At 70.0% G+C, this 18,232-nt stretch carries 23 protein-coding genes and 3 pseudogenes; 17 read left to right on the top strand and 9 right to left on the bottom strand.

Annotated features, from left to right (window positions below; genetic code table 11):
* Positions 1 to 191 precede the first annotated feature (191 nt).
* Positions 192 to 494, top strand: a complete 303-nt coding sequence (locus ABIA32_RS16510) for a hypothetical protein (RefSeq protein WP_370095670.1) — start codon at positions 192 to 194, stop codon at positions 492 to 494.
* A 136-nt stretch (positions 495 to 630) separates the two neighbouring features.
* Here ABIA32_RS16510 and ABIA32_RS16505 read toward each other — a convergent pair.
* The 4 genes and pseudogenes from ABIA32_RS16505 to ABIA32_RS16490 form a co-directional block, all read right to left on the bottom strand.
* Positions 631 to 861 (bottom strand): annotated as a pseudogene (locus tag ABIA32_RS16505) (pyridoxamine 5'-phosphate oxidase family protein); the annotation flags it as partial.
* A 55-nt stretch (positions 862 to 916) separates the two neighbouring features.
* A complete protein-coding gene (locus tag ABIA32_RS16500) occupies positions 917 to 1,264 on the bottom strand; it encodes a hypothetical protein (protein ID WP_370095734.1) in 348 nt (115 codons plus the stop codon).
* Positions 1,261 to 1,521: pseudogene (locus ABIA32_RS16495) on the bottom strand (plasmid pRiA4b ORF-3 family protein); the annotation flags it as partial. The pseudogene ABIA32_RS16495 and the gene ABIA32_RS16500, both read right to left, overlap by 4 nt.
* Before the next feature lie 74 nt (positions 1,522 to 1,595).
* Positions 1,596 to 1,835 (bottom strand): annotated as a pseudogene (locus tag ABIA32_RS16490) (plasmid pRiA4b ORF-3 family protein); the annotation flags it as partial.
* 100 nt (positions 1,836 to 1,935) lie between these two features.
* On the opposite strand from ABIA32_RS16490, the gene ABIA32_RS16485 reads away from it, so the two are divergent.
* On the top strand, positions 1,936 to 2,628 hold the full coding sequence (locus ABIA32_RS16485) for an IS630 family transposase (RefSeq protein WP_370095668.1): 693 nt from the start codon (positions 1,936 to 1,938) through the stop codon (positions 2,626 to 2,628).
* Positions 2,552 to 2,992 (top strand): IS630 family transposase, encoded by a 441-nt coding sequence (locus ABIA32_RS16480; RefSeq protein WP_370095666.1) that lies wholly within the window; start codon positions 2,552 to 2,554, stop codon positions 2,990 to 2,992. Before ABIA32_RS16485 ends, ABIA32_RS16480 begins: the two co-directional genes overlap by 77 nt.
* Here the strand turns inward: ABIA32_RS16480 and ABIA32_RS16475 are convergent.
* Both ABIA32_RS16475 and ABIA32_RS16470 read right to left on the bottom strand, forming a co-directional pair.
* Entirely contained in the window at positions 2,919 to 3,116 is a 198-nt protein-coding gene (locus ABIA32_RS16475; RefSeq protein ID WP_370095729.1) for a hypothetical protein, read from the bottom strand. The genes ABIA32_RS16480 and ABIA32_RS16475 overlap by 74 nt on opposite strands.
* Positions 3,117 to 3,246: 130 nt before the next feature.
* Complete coding sequence (locus tag ABIA32_RS16470) at positions 3,247 to 3,777, bottom strand: cupin domain-containing protein (protein WP_370095665.1); 531 nt, start codon at positions 3,775 to 3,777, stop codon at positions 3,247 to 3,249.
* A 124-nt stretch (positions 3,778 to 3,901) separates the two neighbouring features.
* Between ABIA32_RS16470 and ABIA32_RS16465 the strand changes: the two genes are divergently transcribed.
* From ABIA32_RS16465 to ABIA32_RS16440, 6 genes are all read left to right on the top strand, one after another.
* Positions 3,902 to 4,504, top strand: coding sequence for a TetR/AcrR family transcriptional regulator (locus ABIA32_RS16465; RefSeq protein WP_370095663.1), 603 nt, complete (start codon positions 3,902 to 3,904; stop codon positions 4,502 to 4,504).
* A 10-nt stretch (positions 4,505 to 4,514) separates the two neighbouring features.
* Positions 4,515 to 4,805: a hypothetical protein gene (locus ABIA32_RS16460; RefSeq protein ID WP_370095661.1), complete on the top strand. Its 291-nt coding sequence runs from the start codon at positions 4,515 to 4,517 to the stop codon at positions 4,803 to 4,805.
* Between the two features lie 344 nt (positions 4,806 to 5,149).
* Positions 5,150 to 5,437 carry a hypothetical protein gene (locus ABIA32_RS16455; RefSeq protein WP_370095659.1) on the top strand — a complete coding sequence of 96 codons (288 nt, stop codon included), beginning with the start codon at positions 5,150 to 5,152 and terminating at the stop codon, positions 5,435 to 5,437.
* Positions 5,438 to 5,439: 2 nt separating this feature from the next.
* Complete coding sequence (locus tag ABIA32_RS16450) at positions 5,440 to 5,835, top strand: BlaI/MecI/CopY family transcriptional regulator (RefSeq protein ID WP_370095656.1); 396 nt, start codon at positions 5,440 to 5,442, stop codon at positions 5,833 to 5,835.
* Positions 5,836 to 5,840: 5 nt separating this feature from the next.
* Positions 5,841 to 6,776: a M48 family metalloprotease gene (locus ABIA32_RS16445; protein ID WP_370095654.1), complete on the top strand. Its 936-nt coding sequence runs from the start codon at positions 5,841 to 5,843 to the stop codon at positions 6,774 to 6,776.
* Positions 6,777 to 6,818: 42 nt separating this feature from the next.
* Positions 6,819 to 7,997 carry an MFS transporter gene (locus ABIA32_RS16440; protein ID WP_370095651.1) on the top strand — a complete coding sequence of 393 codons (1,179 nt, stop codon included), beginning with the start codon at positions 6,819 to 6,821 and terminating at the stop codon, positions 7,995 to 7,997.
* On the opposite strand, the gene ABIA32_RS16435 is transcribed toward ABIA32_RS16440, so the two are convergent.
* On the bottom strand, positions 7,987 to 8,745 hold the full coding sequence (locus ABIA32_RS16435; protein WP_370095648.1) for a phosphatase PAP2 family protein: 759 nt from the start codon (positions 8,743 to 8,745) through the stop codon (positions 7,987 to 7,989). The two genes, ABIA32_RS16440 and ABIA32_RS16435, sit on opposite strands and share 11 nt — an antisense overlap.
* Positions 8,746 to 8,965: 220 nt before the next feature.
* Between ABIA32_RS16435 and ABIA32_RS16430 the strand changes: the two genes are divergently transcribed.
* The gene (locus tag ABIA32_RS16430; RefSeq protein WP_370095645.1) at positions 8,966 to 9,640 is read left to right on the top strand and encodes a DedA family protein; all 675 of its coding nucleotides are present in this window, start codon (positions 8,966 to 8,968) and stop codon (positions 9,638 to 9,640) included.
* Between the two features lie 15 nt (positions 9,641 to 9,655).
* On the opposite strand, the gene ABIA32_RS16425 is transcribed toward ABIA32_RS16430, so the two are convergent.
* Positions 9,656 to 9,868 carry a hypothetical protein gene (locus ABIA32_RS16425; protein ID WP_370095642.1) on the bottom strand — a complete coding sequence of 71 codons (213 nt, stop codon included), beginning with the start codon at positions 9,866 to 9,868 and terminating at the stop codon, positions 9,656 to 9,658.
* A gap of 255 nt (positions 9,869 to 10,123) precedes the next feature.
* Between ABIA32_RS16425 and ABIA32_RS16420 the strand changes: the two genes are divergently transcribed.
* From ABIA32_RS16420 to ABIA32_RS16390, 7 genes are all read left to right on the top strand, one after another.
* Positions 10,124 to 10,303, top strand: coding sequence for a hypothetical protein (locus tag ABIA32_RS16420; RefSeq protein WP_370095640.1), 180 nt, complete (start codon positions 10,124 to 10,126; stop codon positions 10,301 to 10,303).
* Positions 10,304 to 10,654: 351 nt separating this feature from the next.
* Complete coding sequence (locus ABIA32_RS16415) at positions 10,655 to 11,224, top strand: recombinase family protein (RefSeq protein WP_370095637.1); 570 nt, start codon at positions 10,655 to 10,657, stop codon at positions 11,222 to 11,224.
* Between the two features lie 475 nt (positions 11,225 to 11,699).
* Positions 11,700 to 11,897, top strand: a complete 198-nt coding sequence (locus tag ABIA32_RS16410; RefSeq protein WP_370095635.1) for a hypothetical protein — start codon at positions 11,700 to 11,702, stop codon at positions 11,895 to 11,897.
* 87 nt (positions 11,898 to 11,984) lie between these two features.
* Positions 11,985 to 12,185 (top strand): hypothetical protein, encoded by a 201-nt coding sequence (locus tag ABIA32_RS16405; RefSeq protein ID WP_370095632.1) that lies wholly within the window; start codon positions 11,985 to 11,987, stop codon positions 12,183 to 12,185.
* A gap of 380 nt (positions 12,186 to 12,565) precedes the next feature.
* Complete coding sequence (locus ABIA32_RS16400; protein WP_370095629.1) at positions 12,566 to 13,906, top strand: glycosyltransferase; 1,341 nt, start codon at positions 12,566 to 12,568, stop codon at positions 13,904 to 13,906.
* A gap of 98 nt (positions 13,907 to 14,004) precedes the next feature.
* Positions 14,005 to 14,679 carry a polysaccharide deacetylase family protein gene (locus tag ABIA32_RS16395; RefSeq protein WP_370095727.1) on the top strand — a complete coding sequence of 225 codons (675 nt, stop codon included), beginning with the start codon at positions 14,005 to 14,007 and terminating at the stop codon, positions 14,677 to 14,679.
* The gene (locus ABIA32_RS16390) at positions 14,676 to 15,590 is read left to right on the top strand and encodes a DMT family transporter (protein WP_370095627.1); all 915 of its coding nucleotides are present in this window, start codon (positions 14,676 to 14,678) and stop codon (positions 15,588 to 15,590) included. The genes ABIA32_RS16395 and ABIA32_RS16390 overlap by 4 nt, the downstream gene beginning before the upstream one ends.
* Before the next feature lie 310 nt (positions 15,591 to 15,900).
* On the opposite strand, the gene ABIA32_RS16385 is transcribed toward ABIA32_RS16390, so the two are convergent.
* Positions 15,901 to 17,853, bottom strand: coding sequence for a putative Ig domain-containing protein (locus ABIA32_RS16385; RefSeq protein ID WP_370095625.1), 1,953 nt, complete (start codon positions 17,851 to 17,853; stop codon positions 15,901 to 15,903).
* Between the last annotated feature and the right edge of the window lie 379 nt (positions 17,854 to 18,232).

The following is an 18,232-nucleotide window of genomic DNA, read 5'->3' as shown; positions in this document are numbered from 1 at the left end:
GGGCACTACCTCGGATAACGGCCTCCCGCCTGATCCGGGAGGCCCCCGCAGAGGGGGCAAGTAGCGTCGGGGCCTGGGCGCGCGGCCATTCGGGTCGGGGGCGGCGAGGCGACGCGCACGGCGCCCGCGTCTGATGGACGCTGGAGGAGGCAGCCGGCTGCGGTGCCGCTGAGTCAAGGAGGGACCGAGCGATGAAGTTCGTTCAGATCATTGAGTTCAAGACCAGTCGGATTGACGAGTTCAATGCCCTGCTGGACGCCTGGGTCGAAAAGAACGCGGGCAACCGTCTGGCGTCGCGGGCCCTGCAGGCCCGTGACCGTGACAAGGAGAACGTGTACCTGAACATCGTGGAGTTCCCGTCCTACGAGCAGGCGATGGACAACTCCAACCGCCCCGAGACGACGGAGTTCGCGGCGCAGCTCGCGGCGCTGTGCGACGGCCCCCCGGCGTTCCGCAACCTCGACCTGCTCAACGAACGGACCTTCCAGGACTGAGTCGGGACGAAGCCTGGGGCGGGCCCGCCGGCCGGCTCATCCAGGCGTGTCGCCCGTATGGGACCGCCGCTCCGCTCACGCCTCGGCGCGCATCCCCGCCCGGCTTCCGGATGTCGGAAGACCCGTACCTCCGTGGTCAGGTACTGAGCCGGAATGCCGTGACGATCTCGCGGTGGACGCGGATGGTGTGATCCATCGTGTGATCGGTCCAGGGGCGTAGCAGGATGGCGTAGTCGGCCAGTTCCTGGGGGTCGGGGACCAGGGTCGCGTATCCGCTGACGACGACGCTCCATCCGGTTCGGCTGGACGGGTCGATCTCGTCGGCCTCGTAGGCGACCACCACGCCCACGGGGCCGGAGGCGCTCGCGGCGTTGACTAGTGCAGCAACGCGTTGATCTTGCGGGGGTCTGACTGGACGCTGGTCATGCCTCTTTGGTCGGTCGTTGGACCCATGCGTCTCCCGCTGGGGTGTTCTCGATCCAGCAGCCGGCGCCCTGCGGTTGCCAGTCGAAGTGTGCGCACTGGGCCACGAGTCGGCTGGCGACCTGCTCGGGGGTGCCCGGCCAGGGGATGATCCGGTCACCGAGTTCGCCGATCTTGGCCAGGCCGCCCTCGACGAGGGCCAGGGCGACGTCGTGGACCAGGCCGGGGCAGTCCAGCCGGTCTCCCGCCGTGGCCCGTGCGTGCCAGATCAGCGTGTCCAGGGGGACGAAATCGTCCGTTCCCTCCGTCAGCACCGCGCTGACCACGTGGCGGACCTGTGGCTTCACGGGCGGGCCTTGGTCAGGTCAGCGAGGGCAGCGTTGACTGCGGCGAGATCGAAGGCCACGGGGTCGAACTGGTCGGCGCTGTCCAGGCCGAGCCATTCCAGGCGGTCTTGGTGTTCGTCGTCTGTGGGGTCGGCGAGGATCCGCAGCAGGTCCTCGTAGCCCCAGATGCCTCCGCAGTCCTCGGGCGGGCAGGCGCGGCGGCCTGCCAGGCACTGGGGGTAGGTCGTGTCTGATTCGGCGGGGTGGACGGCCTCGACGAGGACGTCGTGCTCCCAGCCGTCGCCGAAGTCGTAGGTGTAGCGGACGCGGTCCGCGGCCTGGGGGCGACGTCACGGAGCTTCTTCGCGGCGGCGCTGCGATAGCCCAACTCCGGGTCGGGGATGCCGAAGTCACCGGCCGGGGTCTCGAAGACCCACAGGTGGGAGTCCTGCCAGCCGAAGGCTTCCTGCACCATGTGGTGGACCTGTTGCAGCGTGGCGCTGGAGGGAACCTCCAGTCGGCGCCAGATCGGCGGTCGGGACCCGCGAAGGGTGACCTTGATCCGGTGGACGCTGGTGCGGGGGTTCGCCATGCGGTCATCCTGCCAGCCGTCAGGCAGGTGGACGCGGACCCGGTCCGCGTCGACGTTGGCGTCACACTCTTCCTGAATGATCGCGGTTCGGGGGTGGGGCATGCCGGCAGTCAGTCCGTTCCTGGTGGTCTGGAACAGCGATCAGCGGGTGTTGTTGCAGGAGTTGGCACGCTCGCGGAGTGAGCCGCTGCGGCGGGTGCAGCGGGCACAGGTGGGGCTGGCCGCTGCCGACGGCACCGCGAACGCGGCCATCGCCCGCCGACTGCGGGTGCATCTGGACACCGTGCGGCGGTGGCGCAAGCGGTTTGCCACAGAGGGCCTGGCCGGGCTGGAGGACCGGCCCCGCCCGGGCCGTCCCCGGCGTTACGGTCCGCAGGTGCACCTGGCCATCGTGGCCACCGTGACCTCGACCCGGCCCGAGACCGACAGCCACTGGACCCACCGGGCCATCGCCTCGCACCTGGTATCCACCAACATCTCGGCTTCCCAGATCGGGCGGATCCTGGCCGACCTGGACCTCAAGCCGCACCTGGTGCGCGGATGGCTCACCCGCCCCGACGATCCCGACTTCTACGCGAAGGCCGCCGAGGTCTGCGCGCTCTACCTGCGCTGCCCGCCGGGTTCAGTGGTGCTGAGCGTGGACGAGAAGACCGCGATGCAGGCCCGCTCCCGCCGCCATCCGACCCGGCCGACGCGCCCCGGCCAGGTCGAACGGCGTGAGTTCGAATACCGACGATGGCACCGCCTCCGTCGTCGCGGCCCTGGACGTCCACACCGGGCAGGTGCTGGTTGAGGACATCGACCGAAACGACTCGGCCACCTTCATCGGCTTCCTACGTCTGCTCGACCAGAGCGTCGACCCGGCCCTGACGCTCCACCTGGTCATGGACAACGGTTCCTCGCACACCTCGAAAGCCACCCGGGCGTGGCTCCAGGCGCACCCCCGCTTCAGGGTCCACCACACGCCCAAGCACGCCTCCTGGCTGAACCAGGTCGAGCTCTTCTTCTCGATCCTGGCCCGCCGCCTCCTGCGACGCGGCGAATTCACCTCGCGCCAGGACCTGATCGACAAGATCCGCGAGTTCACCCTCGCCTACGACGAGCAAGCCCGGCCATTCCGCTGGACCTACGACGGCACCCCGCTAAAGACAACCTGACCCCCGCAGGATCAACGCGTTGCTGCACTAGGTCCGCGCCGTTGTGGCTGCGGATGATGATGTCGCCCTGGTCGACGATGTGGTTGACCGGGCGGATGGCCGGCAGGGCGTGCTGGGTGAACACCACGCGGCCGATCTGGGCGCCGGGCCCGACGGTGCTGCGGTCCTCCTCATCGCCGCAGGTGACAACCCCGATCGGCTCACGGATGTCATCGACGCCGTCGGACGCTACTGTGCAAGGGTCTGGGACCGGGTCACTGGCTCGGTCGGGCGGCGAACGGCGGGGTCAGGTCGTACCGCGCGATGAGGTCGGGCAGCCAGTCGGGTTGCCCGAACTGGAGCCCGTACCTGGCGGCGAGCTCCGGTATCGCGTCCTCGGTCGGCGGAGGCCCGTCGGCGAGCATCTCGGCCAGTTCGCGGAAGCAGTGTTCGAAGCCGGCCGGACTGATGATCTCGATCATCCGAGCCGGGACAGGACCGGCGTTCCACATCGTGTGCAGCTCCCCGCGCGGCTTGGTGATGTAGCCGCCGGCGCCCAGGACGACTTCTCGGTCGCCGGAACGGAAGCCGATCTCACCCTCGGTGACGATCGAGTATTCGTCTTCCCGGGTGTGCAGGTGCGGCGGCACCAACGCCCCGACCGGGAAGGGGTGTTCGACGACGGAGACCGCGCCGTTGGTGTCGGCGCCCCAGAGCTTGAAGGCGACCCCGATCGAGCCGAGGTAGCCCTCACCTCCCTCGCCGGGGCGGACGATGGTGAGCGGCGGGGCCAGCGGCTCTGTCATGGTGATCACTCCTCCATGCAATTTGGAGATACACTGGCGTTCTCCTAAAAAGTGTCCGTCTCGGATCGCAGGGCGTCAACAGGTGAGTGAGAAGCAGCGTTCATCGAAAACGCGTGGCTACGAGATGCGCAAACGTGCCGAGGACGTGGGCCGGACGCGGCAGCGCATCGTCGAGGCCGCCGTGCATCTGCACGGCACCACGGGACCGGCGTCGACCAGCATCGCGGCGATCGCCGAGCGCGCTGGGGTCACCCGGCTGACCGTCTACCGGCACTTCCCCGACGAGACCGCGCTGTTCCAGGCCTGCTCGGGGCACTGGCTGTCGCAGCAGCAGCTGCCCCAACCCGAGGAGTGGGGCGCGATCGAGGATCCGGTCGAACGGCTGACGGCCGGGCTCGCCGACCTCTACCGCTTCTACCGCGCGGGCGAGCAGATGCTGACGCTGGTCAGCCGCGACCTGCACGCGGCGCCCGACCCGATTCGCGAGGCCTGGGAGGCGAGGGACAGGCGCTACCTCGAGGTGCTGGCCGATGCGTGGCCGACGGCGGCTGAGCCCGTCCGGCGGGCGGTGATCGGCCATGCGGCGGCGTTCTCGACCTGGCGCTCCCTCTGCCGGGAACAGGAGCTGACGGACCGTCAAGCAGTCAGGGTCATGGTCACGCTGGTGGGAGCGGTCGGTCCACCAGTGCAGCCCGTACTCGACAACCAGCCCACGATCCGCCCTTAAGGGGTAGGGGGTGACCGAGACAACGCTTGCCCACGACCCCACCGGCCGCAGGGGCGGCCCTCACCGCCAGGTCGACATCCAGGCCAAGGTGAAGAGTGAGGCACTTGTCCAAGGCCGCGCGCACTGCCTCAGTGCAACCATCACGGACTTCGTCCGAATTCAAGGGCACTTGGTGGATCTTGGATCGGGAATCTGGTTCTGCGTGGACGGTGACGAGCTCATTGCGGGCCTTGACGCAGCCGCCGAATCGATGGCCTTGGCGGACACGGGGGTCAGGAGAACCCGCAACCACACGAAGTAGTCTCCGTGGCCCTGGCCGTGGCCGTGCCCGCGGCAAGTGGCTCGGGGGATCTCCAGCACTTCTGGGAGGCGTGGCCAATGATGGTTCCAAGGAACCCCGTCTCCGGCCAGCGCTGCCCTCCCGACTGCATCGACGAAGCCGTGCCACTCCAGGGCTTTCGTCCACTGGTCCTGGGTCGGATCTCCGCCGCTGCGATTGAGCGACCGGGCCGAAGCTGTAGAGGATGCTGCGATCCCGTTTAGAGGTTCGCCTGCAGGTTGGTTCCGGGAGGTAGGTCAAACGGTCTTCTACATGATGTAGTACGTTGGAGTGCCCTTCTGCTGTACGTCCCGGAGGAGCCTTCCGTGCTTGCCCAGACATCTTGCCTCTGGCTGGACCGGCTCACGTCCGCGATCGCCGGCGGTGTAGTTCGGTCCGACGCAGCGATCGCACGCGCGTCGCGGCGCTGGGTCGGGGTCCAGCGCCGGGTCTGCGTTGCTGTCACTGCTATGGCGTTTGTGGTCCTGGCCGTGCTGCCGTTGTTCGCGCAGTCTCTGCTGTTTGGGTCGTGGCGGCTCTGGCTGGACATCGTGGCCGTGCTCGCAGCGGGTGTGTCGTACTGTTCCGTTGGCGTGGAACAGGAAGGGGTGTAGAGGTGTCGGACGAGGGCGGAGCGCACACGGGTGGCGCTGGGCGTCGGGCTGCCGGAGAGCTGGAGTCCTCGGTGATGGCGGTGCTCTGGGCGGCCGACGGTGCGTTGACGGCATCGCAGGTCGGGGCGCGACTTCCGGGGGAATTGGCGTATACCACCGTGCTGACGATCTTGTCTCGGCTGTACGAAAAGGGGCAGTTGGCGCGGCACAAGGCGGGCCGTGGCTATGCCTACGCGCCGGTGCGCGACGAGGCTGCGGACACGGCGGGGCGGATGGTGTCGCTGCTGGAGCGCGGGTCGGACCGCAAGGCGGTGCTGGCCCGGTTCGTGGATGAGCTGAGCGCCGAGGACGAGGCGCTGATGCAGGATCTACTGCGCGGCGACGACGAGGGGCGCTAGGTCCGGTGCACGTCAGCGTCTACATCCCCTTCGCCGTTGCGGCCGTTTTGGCCGTGGCGGCGCCGACGCTGGCACGGCGCTTGCCGCCGCGCACCGCGACCTGGGCACTGACCTGCGCGGCGGTGGTGGCCGCGGGCAGCTGGCTGGGGGCGCTGGCGCTGCTGGCGTTCACCGGCTTCGGGCGGATCCCGCTGGTGGCGTTCGTCGGATCCTGGTCCACGCAGGCTCTGGATGCGCAGGATCCGGTCACCGGAGATGTCGCGGCGGCCTGCGCGGTGCTGCTGCTGACCGCGACCGTCGCGCTCGGCGTCGCGTCGTGGCGGCGCGGGCGGGTGCTGATCGCCGCGTTCAAGGAGTGCTGGCAGCTGGCCGGCGACGGCGAGCTCGCGGTGATCGACGACGCGGAACTGGAGGCCTTCGCCCTGCCCGGTCTGCCGGGCCTGGGCGGACGCGTCGTGGTCTCCACCGGCATGCTGCGCACACTGGAGGGCACCGAGCGCGAGGCGCTGCTGGCGCATGAGCGCGCTCATCTGCGCGGCCACCACCACTTCATTCTCCTCGCCCTGCAACTGGCCGCAGCCGCCTGCCCGCTGCTGTTCGCCCTCGCCAAGGAGGGGGCTTACACCGTGGAGCGGTGGGCGGACGAGAGCGCTGCAGAGGCCGTGGGGGATCGAAAGGCCGTCGCGCGCGCCCTGGCCCGCGCAGCCCTCGCGAAGAAGGGGCGCCAGGCACGGTCCCGGGCGGGGGTGCTGGCTGCGACCGGCGGACCGGTGCCCCGGCGCGTCAAGGCCCTCCTCGCGCCGGCCCCGGCTGCGAGCCGGGTGCCACTGGCGGCGTTCGTGCTGCTTCTGGCGCTGTGCGTCGGCAGTCTGGCCGAGGCCGCACACGACACGGAGAAGCTGTTCGAAGCCGCCCAGCACGCCTACAGCACCACCAACTGACGCGCCCCACCGCCCTGCCATCCGCTCCAGGAGATTCCCCAGATGACCGCGCCCGCCGCCACATCCTCCGACGCTGCGCCCAGGTGGCGGATGTGGCCGCTCTACGCGGCCGGGTTCACCACCGCGTTCGGCGCGCACGGCATCGCCGCGAACCTGGGCTCCTACACGGCCGGACACCACCAGTCGCTGCTCGTGCTCGGCGGGCTGCTCGCCCTGTACGACGGCGCGGAGGTGCTCCTCAAGCCGGTCTTCGGGGCGCTGGCTGATCGGATCGGTGCGCGGGTGGTGCTGCTGGGCGGGCTGGTCGCGTTCGCACTCGCCTCGCTCGGCTTCGTGCTCGCGAACGACACCGGGCTGCTGTGGGTGGCGCGGCTTGGCCAGGGTGCCGCGGCGTCCGCGTTCTCCCCGGCTGCCTCGGCGCTGGTGGCCAGGCTGAACCCGCAGGCCAAGCATGGGCGGGCGTTCGGCAGTTACGGCTTCTACAAGAGCCTCGGCTACACCGCAGGACCGCTGCTGGGCGGTGTCCTGGTCTGGGCGGGCGGCCTGCCGGTGCTCTTCGCCGTGATGGCCGCGCTCGCCGCGGCCGTCGCCGTGTGGGCCGTGGTCGCCGTTCCGTCGGTGGCACCGCTGCCGAAGCGGCGGCAGACCGTCCTGGACCTGGCCCGCGCCTTGACCCGGGGGGACTTCCTGCGCCCCACTGTCGCGTTGGCATGCGCGACCGCCGCTCTGTCGGTCGGGGTCGGCTTCTTGCCCGTCTCCGGCGCGGCCGCTCACCTGGGTCCGGTTGCCACCGGCGCGGCCGTCTCCGTCCTCGCCCTGTGCGCGGCGATCGTCCAGCCGCGGGCGGGCCGCGCGCTGGACGCGGGTCGGATCACCACTGGGTCGGGCATCCGGGTCGGGCTGCTGCTGACGGCCGCCGGACTGGCCGCGGCGATGCTGCCTGGGATTGCCGGGATGCTGATCGCAGCCCTGACGATCGGCGCCGGTACCGGGGTGATCACCCCGCTCGGCTTCGCGGCGCTCGCCGCCTCTGCCGAGCCGGAACGCCTGGGCCAGACCATGGGCGCGGCCGAACTCGGACGTGAACTCGGCGACGCGGGCGGGCCGCTGCTGGTGGCCGGTGTAGCGGCGGGCGTCACCTTGACCGCCGGCTTCGGCGCGCTGGCCGCCCTGATCGGCGCAGCTGCCTTCGCGGTGCAGCGTCGGGGCGCTACCGGCTGATCGGGGCTGAGGCCTTGGCCGGGCCGACCGGCGCGCCCGCTTCCGCGACCGGGGCGTCGGGGTCGCCGAGCGGGCCGAAGCGGGCCAGCAGCGGGGAGACGACCGGGATCTTGTCGAGTCGGGGCAGCAGCCAGGTGTGCCAGATCCCGCACAGGCAGATGATCGCCGAGGTCGAGACAAGGACGGAGCCGAGAATGTCGGTGGGGTAATGCGCGCCGATGTACAGGCGTGAGAAGCCGACGAGTGCGACCGCCGCGAGCCCGCCGAGGGCGACCGGCCACTGGCGGTGGGTGCCGCGGGCGAGGAAGTAGGCGGCGATCACGGCGGAGACGGTGAAGGCGACGTGGCCGCTGGGGAAGCTGTTGGAGCCGATCTCCGGATCGAGCGAGTGCACGGCAGCGATCGGGGGTCGGTTGCGCGCGACGAGGATCTTCGCGATCTCGCTGCTGTTCCAGCCCACCGCGACCACCAGGAACGTGGACACGGTCTTGACCGGGTCGTGGCGCCGGAAGAGCAGCCAGCCGCACCAGATCGCGAGGATGGCCAGGCCGCCGACAGGGGAGGCGATGTCGCTGATCAGCTTCATGACCGGCGTGAGCAGCGAGGAGCGGGTGTCGTTCTCCAGGTGCTGGTCCCACTTGAGGTCGTGCGGCTGGATCAGCGAGGTGTGGGCCGCGACCAGCCCCAGCACGAGCGCGATCCCGAACAGCAGCAGGGAGTTGCGCAGCCAGTGGCGCACGTGGGGCATGGGTGGGTCCTTCCAGTGGCAGGGGCACCAGCGGGTGCCGGGGGCAGCCTCCGCCGTTCCCCGGGTCACTCCGCCGCCATAGAGAAGGTGGCGTCGAGATGGCGTAGAGATGGCATGGCGGCGACTGCCCGGCATAAACTACTACACGCTGTAGATTGGTGGGTGGTTCCACCGATCCGGGCGGCGTAGCAGCGGCTCGGCCCGACGTGAGGAATGGCGGATGCACGCGATCACCGACTGGCTCGGCAGCCTGTCCGGACCCGTGGTCTACGCCGTGGTGTTCGCCCTGGTCTTCTGCGAGGATGCGCTCTTCGTCGGCTTCGTCCTGCCGGGGGAGACCTCGGTGGTCCTTGGCGGAGTGCTGGCCAGCCAGGGCAAGGTCTCGGTGTGGTGGCTCGCCCTGGTCGTGGTGCTGGCCGCGATCAGCGGCGACAGTGTCGGCTACGAGGTCGGCCGCCATTTCGGACCGCGGATCCTGACGGTCCGACCCTTGAGGAAGCATCAAGAACGCGTCGCGAAGGCTCAGGACCTGATCCGCCGCCGCGGACCCGAGGCGGTCTTCCTGGGCCGCTTCATCGCGTTCTTCCGCGCCATGATGCCCGCGCTCGCGGGCATCTCCCGGATGCCCTACCGGCGCTTCCTGCTCTTCAACGCCCTCGGCGGCCTGGTCTGGGGAATCGGCTTCACCCTGCTGGGCTACTTCGCCGGCAACGCCTACACCAAGGTCGAGGCCCAGGTCGGCCGGGCCATCGCCATCATCATCGCAGTCGTTGTGGTCGGCGGCCTGGTTGCATGGCGCCTGCGGCGGCGCCGCAGGATCGACGCCGCCGAAACCGACTCCGAGACGTCCACCACCGGCGTAGCCAGCCGGGACATCCAGCCCCCGAAGCCCTGACTGCCGTAGGCGCGGTCACGTCAGATACCCGCTGAGGACGGCCGTGATGTACACGATGACCAGCGGGATGGTCATGCACAGCAGCGCGAGGGTGAGTTCGGCTCCGACTCGGCGGCGCAGCGACGGACTGAGCAGCAGGGCGATGACCAGGGCGCAGGAGAGCGGCAGTACGGGCAGGACGAGCCAGTCCGCTACGGAGAAGGTGCTGGTGGGATCGGGCATGCTCACCGGCCGGTCGAGCGGAAGTCGTTGACTACATGTTCCAGGCCGCGCTCCGGTCTCAGCAGGAAGCCCACCACGCCCAAGCTCCCTTGTTCATGCGCGAGATCACGCTCACGACGGCCTCTGTGTCGGCCCTGTACTCCCGAAGCTACGGCCAACCGACAAGTACTCTCTGTAGCCGATCCAACTGGCTTCTGTCCCGGATTCCGGGGTTCTCGCTCTCGCTCTGATGTGCTCGCGTCACTTTGGTCGCGTCGTGGCATGGCTCTGTCAGGAATTCTCCCCGGGTGGGGCACCATTGTCTCGGCGCTTCTGTGGTGCCTGGATGGCGCGATCGGCGTCTACGCTGGCTGGATAGGCTGGGAACTGTTCAACCATCCGAACAACGGTGTGACGATTAACATCGACTGGTGGTACGACGTATGGATCGGCCATGAGTAGCCGGCGACTAAGCGCAGGGCTTTCCATCGCGGGCATTCTGGTCCTGCTCGCAGGACTCCTGCTCTTCATCGCTGGAAGTAACAGCGACAAGGGCGCAGCTGCACTCGCAAGCGGATTTGGGTTCGCCCTGATCTGCCTGGGACAGGCCGTCCGGAAGCTCTGAGCTGACCCACTGGTCCGCCCTGCCCCGGCCATCAAGCCGGGGCAGGGCGGCTCCGAGGCCTGCTTCATGCGTAAACGATCGTTCGCGAGACACAAAGATCGACATGACGAACCCGCAGGCCGCGACTGTAACGCTACCCGCGTACGCGCCTATGTAACGCTTACCCTTGTTCGCGATACAGTCGGGGTATGAGAATCGGCGTCGCCCGGGTCGGCACTCGCGACCGGCACCCCGAAGCCCAGCAGGACGCGTTGCGCGCGGCCGGCTGCGAGAAGATCTTCACCGACAAGGCCTCCGGCAAGCTCGCCCGCCGACCCGAACTCGACAAGGCGCTGCTCGTCGCCCGCGAAGGCGACCAGATCGTCGTCACCAAGCTCGACCGCCTCGGCCGCTCCCTGGAGAACCTGATCGAGCTCTCGAAGGAGCTGCAGGAGCGCGGGGTCGGCCTCGTCGTGCTGGACCAGGGCATCGACACCACCACGGCCGTCGGGCGGATGTTCTTCCAGATCCTGGGCGCGATCGCTGAATTCGAGCACGCCCTCATGTCTGAGCGCACCATGGACGGCCTGGCCGCAGCGCGCTCCCGGGGCCGGACCGGCGGTCAGAAACCCAAGCTCGGCCCCCGTCAGGTCCAGCTCGCCCGCGAGATGTACGACTCCGGCGAGCTGACCGTCCAGCAGATCGCCGAAGAGTTTGGCGTCACCCGCCCCACCATCTACCGCCACCTCGATAAGAACGCCGACAAGCCGTCGACCTGACCATGAGCACGGTCATCGCACGGCCGGGCGCTGGGGTTGCCTCCCACAGAGGCAGCCCCAGCCTGCCGACAAGCCTGCAGCAATGGCACGGGACTGACGCTGCGTGACACACCGTCCCCGTCGGCGGGACCACCACCTTCCTAGGCTGCGCGTAGCCGCTGAACCAGAAGCGTCAGGCGTCGGCTCGCGTCACCTGCACCGATGAGGCGGTCCCATTCCGAATCCGGGCGCCCCGGTGCCGTGCGTCCGAGCGACTCCAAGTGCGTCATCGTCAGGCTGACCCAGCACCAAGATCATTCCGTGGCGGGTTTTGGGCTTACCTTGGCCGACCCCCCTGACACTCCGGCGGGGGGCAGGCCGCACCAGGGCGTCCGCTGTTCAGTTCGGCACTGACTGGCGCCCATAGTTCTACAGCATGTAGTAGTTTAGTGCGTGCCCCGCCCACCGCTGTCCACCCCGTCCGTCGGAGCGCCCGATGACCATGCACTCACCCGATGCCGTCGCTCTCGCCCAAGGTGCATCCGCCCTGGCCTGCCTGGTTGCGGTAGCCCTGGCGTGGGTGCTGCTCTCGCCGGACGTCCGTCGCCAGTTGCGCGCGTCGGTCCTGGTCGCAATGGTCGCGTTCATCGTGATCGTGACGCCCGCGACGCTCTACGCAGCCGGACGCGTCTAAAGCCGACGCTGGTTCCCGCGTCGCGAATCATGCGCCGCGCCCGTGCCCGAGCGCGGAGCGCGCGATCGAACACCCCTGGAGGGATCCATGTCCGCTGGCCAGGGCCGCGCCGCAGACCAGGGCCGCCGACGGGTGAGCCCTGATGCCCCTGCCCGTAGTGCTTCGCAGATCGCGGTCAGGATGGGCGACCTCACTGTGCTGGTCCTGGTGATGCTTCCGATCGTCCTGGTCCTGACCGGGGTGGCGTTTGGCCTCGTGGCTGCGGTTTTCGCGCTCATCGCCGCATAGGACTCTTGGATCGGCCGAGTGGTACCAGCCTCCGGGAGGCCGGGCCGCCCTGGCCAGGGCGGCCCGGCCCGCTGTGGCTCTTGTCACCGGCGTTCTCTTCGCGCTCGCGGTGACGGGCCCCGGACACTTGGTGGCGCCGGGTCGGCGCGCGACGCACGCGTAGGCCGTTGCTGGACCCTCGCACCGGAGCCGCCGTGAACGAGGCTCGCGTATGCGGGGTTACCCGAACAGCTACATCTTGTAGTAGTTTCTGGCCCCAGTCCTCCGAGCCCGCCGCCGCGGCCTCGCGCAGACCCCCTTCTCCTCATGCCCGGCTTCGGCCGGGCCGTCGTCGCAGCGACGCCCCGGGTGCTTTCCGTCAGTCAGGAGGCTGATCAGCCGTGCCGTATCGCGACAAGCTGGCGAACGCCGACACGCTCCCGCTGCCCGGCCCGACCTCCGCGCGGGACCGGCAGCGCATCGTGATCGTCTCCGCGAGCGTGGGGGCGGGGCACGACGGCGCGGCCACGGAACTGGCCCGGCGTCTTGAGGCTTCGGGCTTCCACGTGGACAGGCACGACTTCCTCGACTTCCTGCCGGCGCACTCGGGCGGGGCGCTCCGCGCCGCGTACCACCTGCTGCTGACCTGGACGCCCTCCGTCTATCAGCGGATCTACGCAAAGACCGAGAAGACCGGCCGCCCAGGACCCGGCATCCGCGCGCTGTTCCGCGCCGCCGAGCGCCGGATCCTGCGGGCACTGCCAGCGGACACCAGCGCGGTGATATCGACCTACCCCGGAGCCAGCCAGGTCCTGGGGCGGCTGCGGAAGACCGGCCGACTGGGGATACCGGCACTGACCTACCTGACGGACTTCTCGGTCCACGGACTGTGGGTCGCCGCAGGCATCGACGTCCATCTCGCCGCCCACCCCGTTCCGGCCGCCCAGGCCCACGCCCAGGGCGCAGCCGGCGTCACCGTGTCCGGCCCGCTGGTGGATCCGCGGTTCCACTCGGCCACCGAAGCCGAACGGCACGCCGCACGCACACGGTTCGGACTCCCCGAGGACGCCCGGCTGGCGCTGCTGGTCGCCGGTTCCTGGGGCGTGGGACCGGTGCGGCAGGCCGCCGCCGAGATCGCCTCAACCGGGGTCGCGGTTCCGGTCGTGGTGTGCGGACGCAACCAGACCCTGGTCGACCAGCTGCACGCGGACGGCATCGAGCACGCCTTCGGATGGGTCTCGGACATGCCCGAACTGATGCGCGCCGCCGACGTGCTGGTGCAGAACGCGGGCGGCCTGTCCTGCCTGGAGGCCTTCGCCAGCGGACTGCCGGTGGCCAGCTACCGGTGCATCCCCGGCCACGGCCAGACCAACGCCGCCGCCCTGGACGAGGCCGAACTCGCCACCTGGATCCCGGAACCGCACCACCTCGGACCGGTCCTCGCCCAACTCCTCGACGGCCCCAGGGGCGAACGTCAGCGCGCCGACGCACTCGCGCTCTACCAGCACTCGACCGGCCCCATCGCCACCATCGCCCAGAGCGTCCGGACTGCCCAGACTGCTGCCGTGGCGACGCCGACCACTGCGGTGCGCCGCCCGGCCCGCCGCCGACTCACCCTGGTCACGGCGACGCTGGCCATGACCGCCGTGCTCGGGGTCGGCGCGCCACTCGCCGACGCCGCCACCGGGGCGCCGTTCTACCTGGGCGCATACACCAAGTTCCTCGCCGGGCCACCACGGTGAGCCGCGCCACATCCGTCATTGGGGCGGTGGCACTGTCCGCGCCCGCGTTGCGCGCCGACTCGGTGCGCTCAGCGCTTGCGCCGCTGCGCGGGGCCCTCATGCCGCGCGTGGCCGGACAAGGACGCCCTGGGCACGTCGCGCTGACCTTCGACGACGGCCCCGACCAGCTGTCCACCCCGCGATTCCTGCGGATACTGGAAGCCCGGGGCGTCCACGCCACCTTCTTCCTCCTTGGCTCCCAGCTGGCCCGGAACCGCTCGCTGGCCAAAGAGATGGCCGCCGCGGGACACGAGCTCGCGATCCACGGCTGGGACCACCGCCCGCTGCTGCTGCGCGGCCCCCGCGCCACCCGCGAGGACCTGGCCCGCGCGTGCGACCTGCTCGGTGAGACCACGGGCCAGGCGCCGCGCTGGTTCCGGCCCCCCTACGGCGTCATGAGCACCAGCGCCCGCCTTGCCTGCCGAAAAGTCGGGCTGACGCCGGTGCTGTGGACCACTTGGGGCCAGCACTGGCGCTCCCGCGCCGCCCCGCGCACTCTCTACGACACCGCAGCCCCCGACCCGGCAGGGGGCAGCACGATCCTCCTCCACGACGCCGACACCGCCTCCGCGGTCGGCTCCTGGAAGCCCGACCTGCATGCCCTGCCCGCCCTCCTGGACGCCTGCGAGCAGCGCGGCCTGGCAGTAGGCCCGCTGCGCGACCACCAGCCGTCCCACCCTGCCACCGACGAGAGCACCATGACCCTCCAGCACGACCTGAGCCAGCGCCGGTGATCGGCTCCGAAGTAGCCGCAGCGGGCACCGCGTTCGGCTCGGCCGGCTGCTTCGCCGTGTCCACCTCCCTGCAGCACCGCACCAGCAGCACCGCCCCTGCCGGAGCCGACAAGGCGGTCGGGCTGCTGAGCTATCTGGCCCGTCAACCGCTGTGGCTGCTGGGCACCGCCGCAGGCGTGTGCGGGCTCGCCCTGCACGCGTTGGCACTGCACCTGGGCGCGATCGCCCTCGTGCAGCCGCTGATGGCCAGCGGCCTGGTCCTCGCCCTCCCGGTCCGCGCCGCCCTGGACCGGCGCGCCCCCGCGCCGCGCAACCTGGCCTGGGCCACGACCGTCGCCACCGGGCTGGCCCTCTTCCTGATCGTCGCCGATCCCACCCCCGGGGCCGCACCGGCGGACCAGGCCGCCGCGGCGCTTCTCGTCCTGGCCGGCGCCACCATCGCTCAGGGCCTCACCGGGGCGGCGGCACGGGCGAGCACCGGCCGCAATGCCGCCCTGCTGCTCGGCGCCGCAGCCGGCGTGCTGTTCGGGTTGGTCGCGGGCCTGACGAAAATGGCCACCGCCGCCCTGGCCAGTCGCGGACCGGTCGGACTGCTGGTCAGCTGGCAGGCCTACGCACTGTTCGCTCTGGGCGGCTGGGCCTTCGCGCTGAACCAGCGTGCCTACCAATCAGCACCGTTGAGCGTCTCGATGCCGGTCCTCAACGTGATCAGCCCACTGGGAGCCATCGGCTTCGGGCGCCTGGTCTTCCGGGAACGCATCAGCGACCAGCCCTGGGACATCGCCCTCGAACTCCTCTCCCTGGCCCTCGTCGTGGCCGGGATGGTCCAACTGGCCCGCACGACCACCCCCACCGGCCACGGCACCCCCACCACCGGCGCAGAACGCGCCCTGGCCAGCGAGCACGCATAAACACCGACACAGCAGTCCCGCTCGGCGCGCTCGCCGGAGCCCACGGCCCCTACTGCGGCGTGTGCAAGGACGTCCCGACCGTGCTCGCCTCCGGCTGAAGCGCCACGCAATCGACGTGGCCAGCGACGGCCTACCTGCCGGCCCGGGGACGCAACGGCACAGGCCCACTCATGTCGCGGCCGCCGTCGGTTCGGGGCGAAGCCCGATGGCCCCGCGAGCGGCGGAAGGGCGGGCAACGGGCCGTGCCCGGCCATGGCGATGGCCGGGCACGGGAATCAGCTGTCTTCCCGAGAGGGGAAGTGAGCGAGCGTCAGGACACGCTGATGTCGTCGTAGTAGGTGTAGGTCGGGTCGCCTGTGTAGTTGTCGTCCTTGTTGGTCAGGGTCAGGGTGTAGCTGTGACCTGCCGTGACGGACGCGGTCTTGAGGACCCAGCCGGAGCTGGAGACGCAGGTCTTGGCGAGGACGGTGGTCGTGGTGCCGCTGGTGTTGTCCTTCAACGTGGCCGTTGCCCAGTCGTAGGTGACGGTGTCGGGGCAGGTCACGTTGTAGTAGAAGGACAGCTTGGTGGCGCCGGTTGGTGCGGTGAAGGTCTGCGCCGCAGTCGAGGTGTTGGACGGGCTGGTCGCGCCGAGCATCGCGCCGTAGCTGCCGGTGTGCTTGGCCGTGGCGTTCACCGCGGCGTTGCCGGTGCTGGTCCATCCGGAGAAGGTGCCGGTCTCGAAGCCCCCATTGGTGATGCCGCCGGTGACCGCGGTGGTCACGGTCCAGGTGAAGCTTGCGGTCCCGGAAGCGGTGCCGGAGGTGGCGGTGACCACGACCGAGGAGGACCCGGTCGCTGTCGGCGTGCCGCTGATCAGACCCGAGGAGGAGATGGACAGGCCGGCGGGGAGCCCGGTGGCGCTGTAGGTCAGCGACTTACCGGCCGAGTCGGTTGCGGAGATCTGCTTGGAGACCGAGGTGTTGACCGTGCTGCTCTGGTTGCCGGGGTTGGTCACCGTGACCGTCTCGACGCTGGAGCCTGCCTTGAACGCGGCGACCCCGTTCGGCGTGCCCCAGCCGGTGGGGCCGTCGTAGCCGACCTCGGCGGTGCAGAGGTACGCCGGCGAGCAGCTTCCGTTGTTGCCGGAGGTGACGTCGTTGAGGGAGGAGGTGTGCTGGTAGGGGTACTTGGCGGGGTAGTCGCTGCTGCCCGGGGTCCCGGCGTCGGCGTAGACGCCGGCGATGATCGGGGAGGAGGCGCTGGTGCCGCCGTAGACGTTCCAGCCGGTGGCCTGGTAGCTGTCGTAGACCGCGACACCGGTCGCCGGGTCCGCGACCGCCGAGACGTCGGAGATGGTCCGGTTCGAGCAGCCGGTATCGGTCTGCCAGCTCGGCTTGGGATCGTAGGCCGAGCAGCCGGAACCGGTGCCCTCGGTGCTGCTGGTCGACCAGACCGACTCGGTCCAGCCACGGCTGTTGGACGCGCGCGAGAGCGCCGTGCCGCCGACCGAGGTCACGTACTGCGAGCCCGCCGGGTACTGCGCGCCGTACGCGCTGTCACCGGCGGAGACCGTGATGGCCACGCCCGGGTGGTTGAAGTAACTGCTGTCGGAGGACAGGTCGGTGGAATCCTCCGCGCCGCCGTAGCTGTTGGAGACGTACTTGGCGCCCAACGCGACGGCCTCGTTGACGGAGGTGCCGAGGTCGGAGATCGTCGCCGAGGTGGCCTCGACCAGGATGATGTGGGCGTTCGGGGCGATCGCAGAGACCATGTCGAGGTCGAGGGAGATCTCGCCGGCCCAGCCGGAGTCGGCGGTGGGGTAGCTGGTGCCGCCGTTCTCGTCGACCTTCTTGAAGCAGCCGTTGGCCGTCGTGCAGGCGGACAGTCCGTACTGGCTGCGGTAGGTGGCCAGGTCGGACTCGGCGTTGGGGTCGTCCTGGGCGTCGACGATGGCGATCGTCGCGCCAGCGCCGCCGTTCGCGGGCAGGTTGTAGGCGGAGAGCAGGTCACTGGGCCCGTAGCCGGAGGGTGTGGCGTTCGGTGATACGGCGTTGATGGTGAAGGCGTGCGGCTGGGTGACGTCGGTGCGGGCCAGGGCGAGGCAGGACATCTGGCGCACGTGGGCGGGTGCGGCGCACAGGTGCTTGACGTGGACCGCCTGGCCGGCGGAGGCGTCCGCGGGAACTGTGCCCGCGGCGAGTGCGCCGGTGGCTATGGAGAGCGAGGCGAGGCCGGACAGGACGATGCGCCTTGTCCGGGCCGGGCTTGGGGCGGTACCCATGATTGGGGTCCTCTCTCAACGGCTGGCCCTGGCGCGCCGGTCGGCGATAGGGGCCACGTGCCGGGACTGGGAACCGAGCGCGCACTACCCCGCATTCCGAGCAGGGACCGGGAATTCCACACGCTTCCGACCGACAGACAGCCCGCGGGGGCAGTGCCGGCTGGGCAGCACGGGAGTCACTCGGGGCTCCAGCGAGGCCACCCGCGAAGCAGAACCACACCGTGCTGCTGTGGAGCTCAGGCGCTGATCTTCAAGCAGGACACCATGATTGACTGCGTGTCACCACGGCTTGGGGTGTGTTCTCGGCGAGCAGAGCAAAGCAGACTTGACGAAAGCGGGTCAACGGTGCGGACGGAGCCTCCTGGCCGCCCGAATATTT

The sequence above is a fragment of the Streptacidiphilus sp. MAP12-20 genome, assembly GCF_041262525.1.
GTDB lineage: Bacteria > Actinomycetota > Actinomycetes > Streptomycetales > Streptomycetaceae > Streptacidiphilus.
Note: the sequence above shows the minus strand (reverse complement) of the source record. Positions and strands in the feature narration are given on the sequence as shown.

Excerpts from the sequence above, each read along its gene's own strand:
- ABIA32_RS16420 (WP_370095640.1), top strand. The coding sequence starts at position 10,124 with ATGGCTCTGTCAGGAATTCTCCCCGGGTGGGGCACCATTGTCTCGGCG.
- ABIA32_RS16385 (WP_370095625.1), bottom strand. The coding sequence starts at position 17,853 with ATGGGTACCGCCCCAAGCCCGGCCCGGACAAGGCGCATCGTCCTGTCC.
- ABIA32_RS16485 (WP_370095668.1), top strand. The coding sequence starts at position 1,936 with ATGCCGGCAGTCAGTCCGTTCCTGGTGGTCTGGAACAGCGATCAGCGG.
- ABIA32_RS16410 (WP_370095635.1), top strand. The coding sequence starts at position 11,700 with ATGACCATGCACTCACCCGATGCCGTCGCTCTCGCCCAAGGTGCATCC.
- ABIA32_RS16510 (WP_370095670.1), top strand. The coding sequence starts at position 192 with ATGAAGTTCGTTCAGATCATTGAGTTCAAGACCAGTCGGATTGACGAG.
- ABIA32_RS16415 (WP_370095637.1), top strand. The coding sequence starts at position 10,655 with ATGAGAATCGGCGTCGCCCGGGTCGGCACTCGCGACCGGCACCCCGAA.
- ABIA32_RS16430 (WP_370095645.1), top strand. The coding sequence starts at position 8,966 with ATGCACGCGATCACCGACTGGCTCGGCAGCCTGTCCGGACCCGTGGTC.
- ABIA32_RS16395 (WP_370095727.1), top strand. The coding sequence starts at position 14,005 with ATGCCGCGCGTGGCCGGACAAGGACGCCCTGGGCACGTCGCGCTGACC.
- ABIA32_RS16435 (WP_370095648.1), bottom strand. The coding sequence starts at position 8,745 with ATGCCCCACGTGCGCCACTGGCTGCGCAACTCCCTGCTGCTGTTCGGG.
- ABIA32_RS16440 (WP_370095651.1), top strand. The coding sequence starts at position 6,819 with ATGACCGCGCCCGCCGCCACATCCTCCGACGCTGCGCCCAGGTGGCGG.
- ABIA32_RS16470 (WP_370095665.1), bottom strand. The coding sequence starts at position 3,777 with ATGACAGAGCCGCTGGCCCCGCCGCTCACCATCGTCCGCCCCGGCGAG.
- ABIA32_RS16465 (WP_370095663.1), top strand. The coding sequence starts at position 3,902 with ATGCGCAAACGTGCCGAGGACGTGGGCCGGACGCGGCAGCGCATCGTC.
- ABIA32_RS16405 (WP_370095632.1), top strand. The coding sequence starts at position 11,985 with ATGTCCGCTGGCCAGGGCCGCGCCGCAGACCAGGGCCGCCGACGGGTG.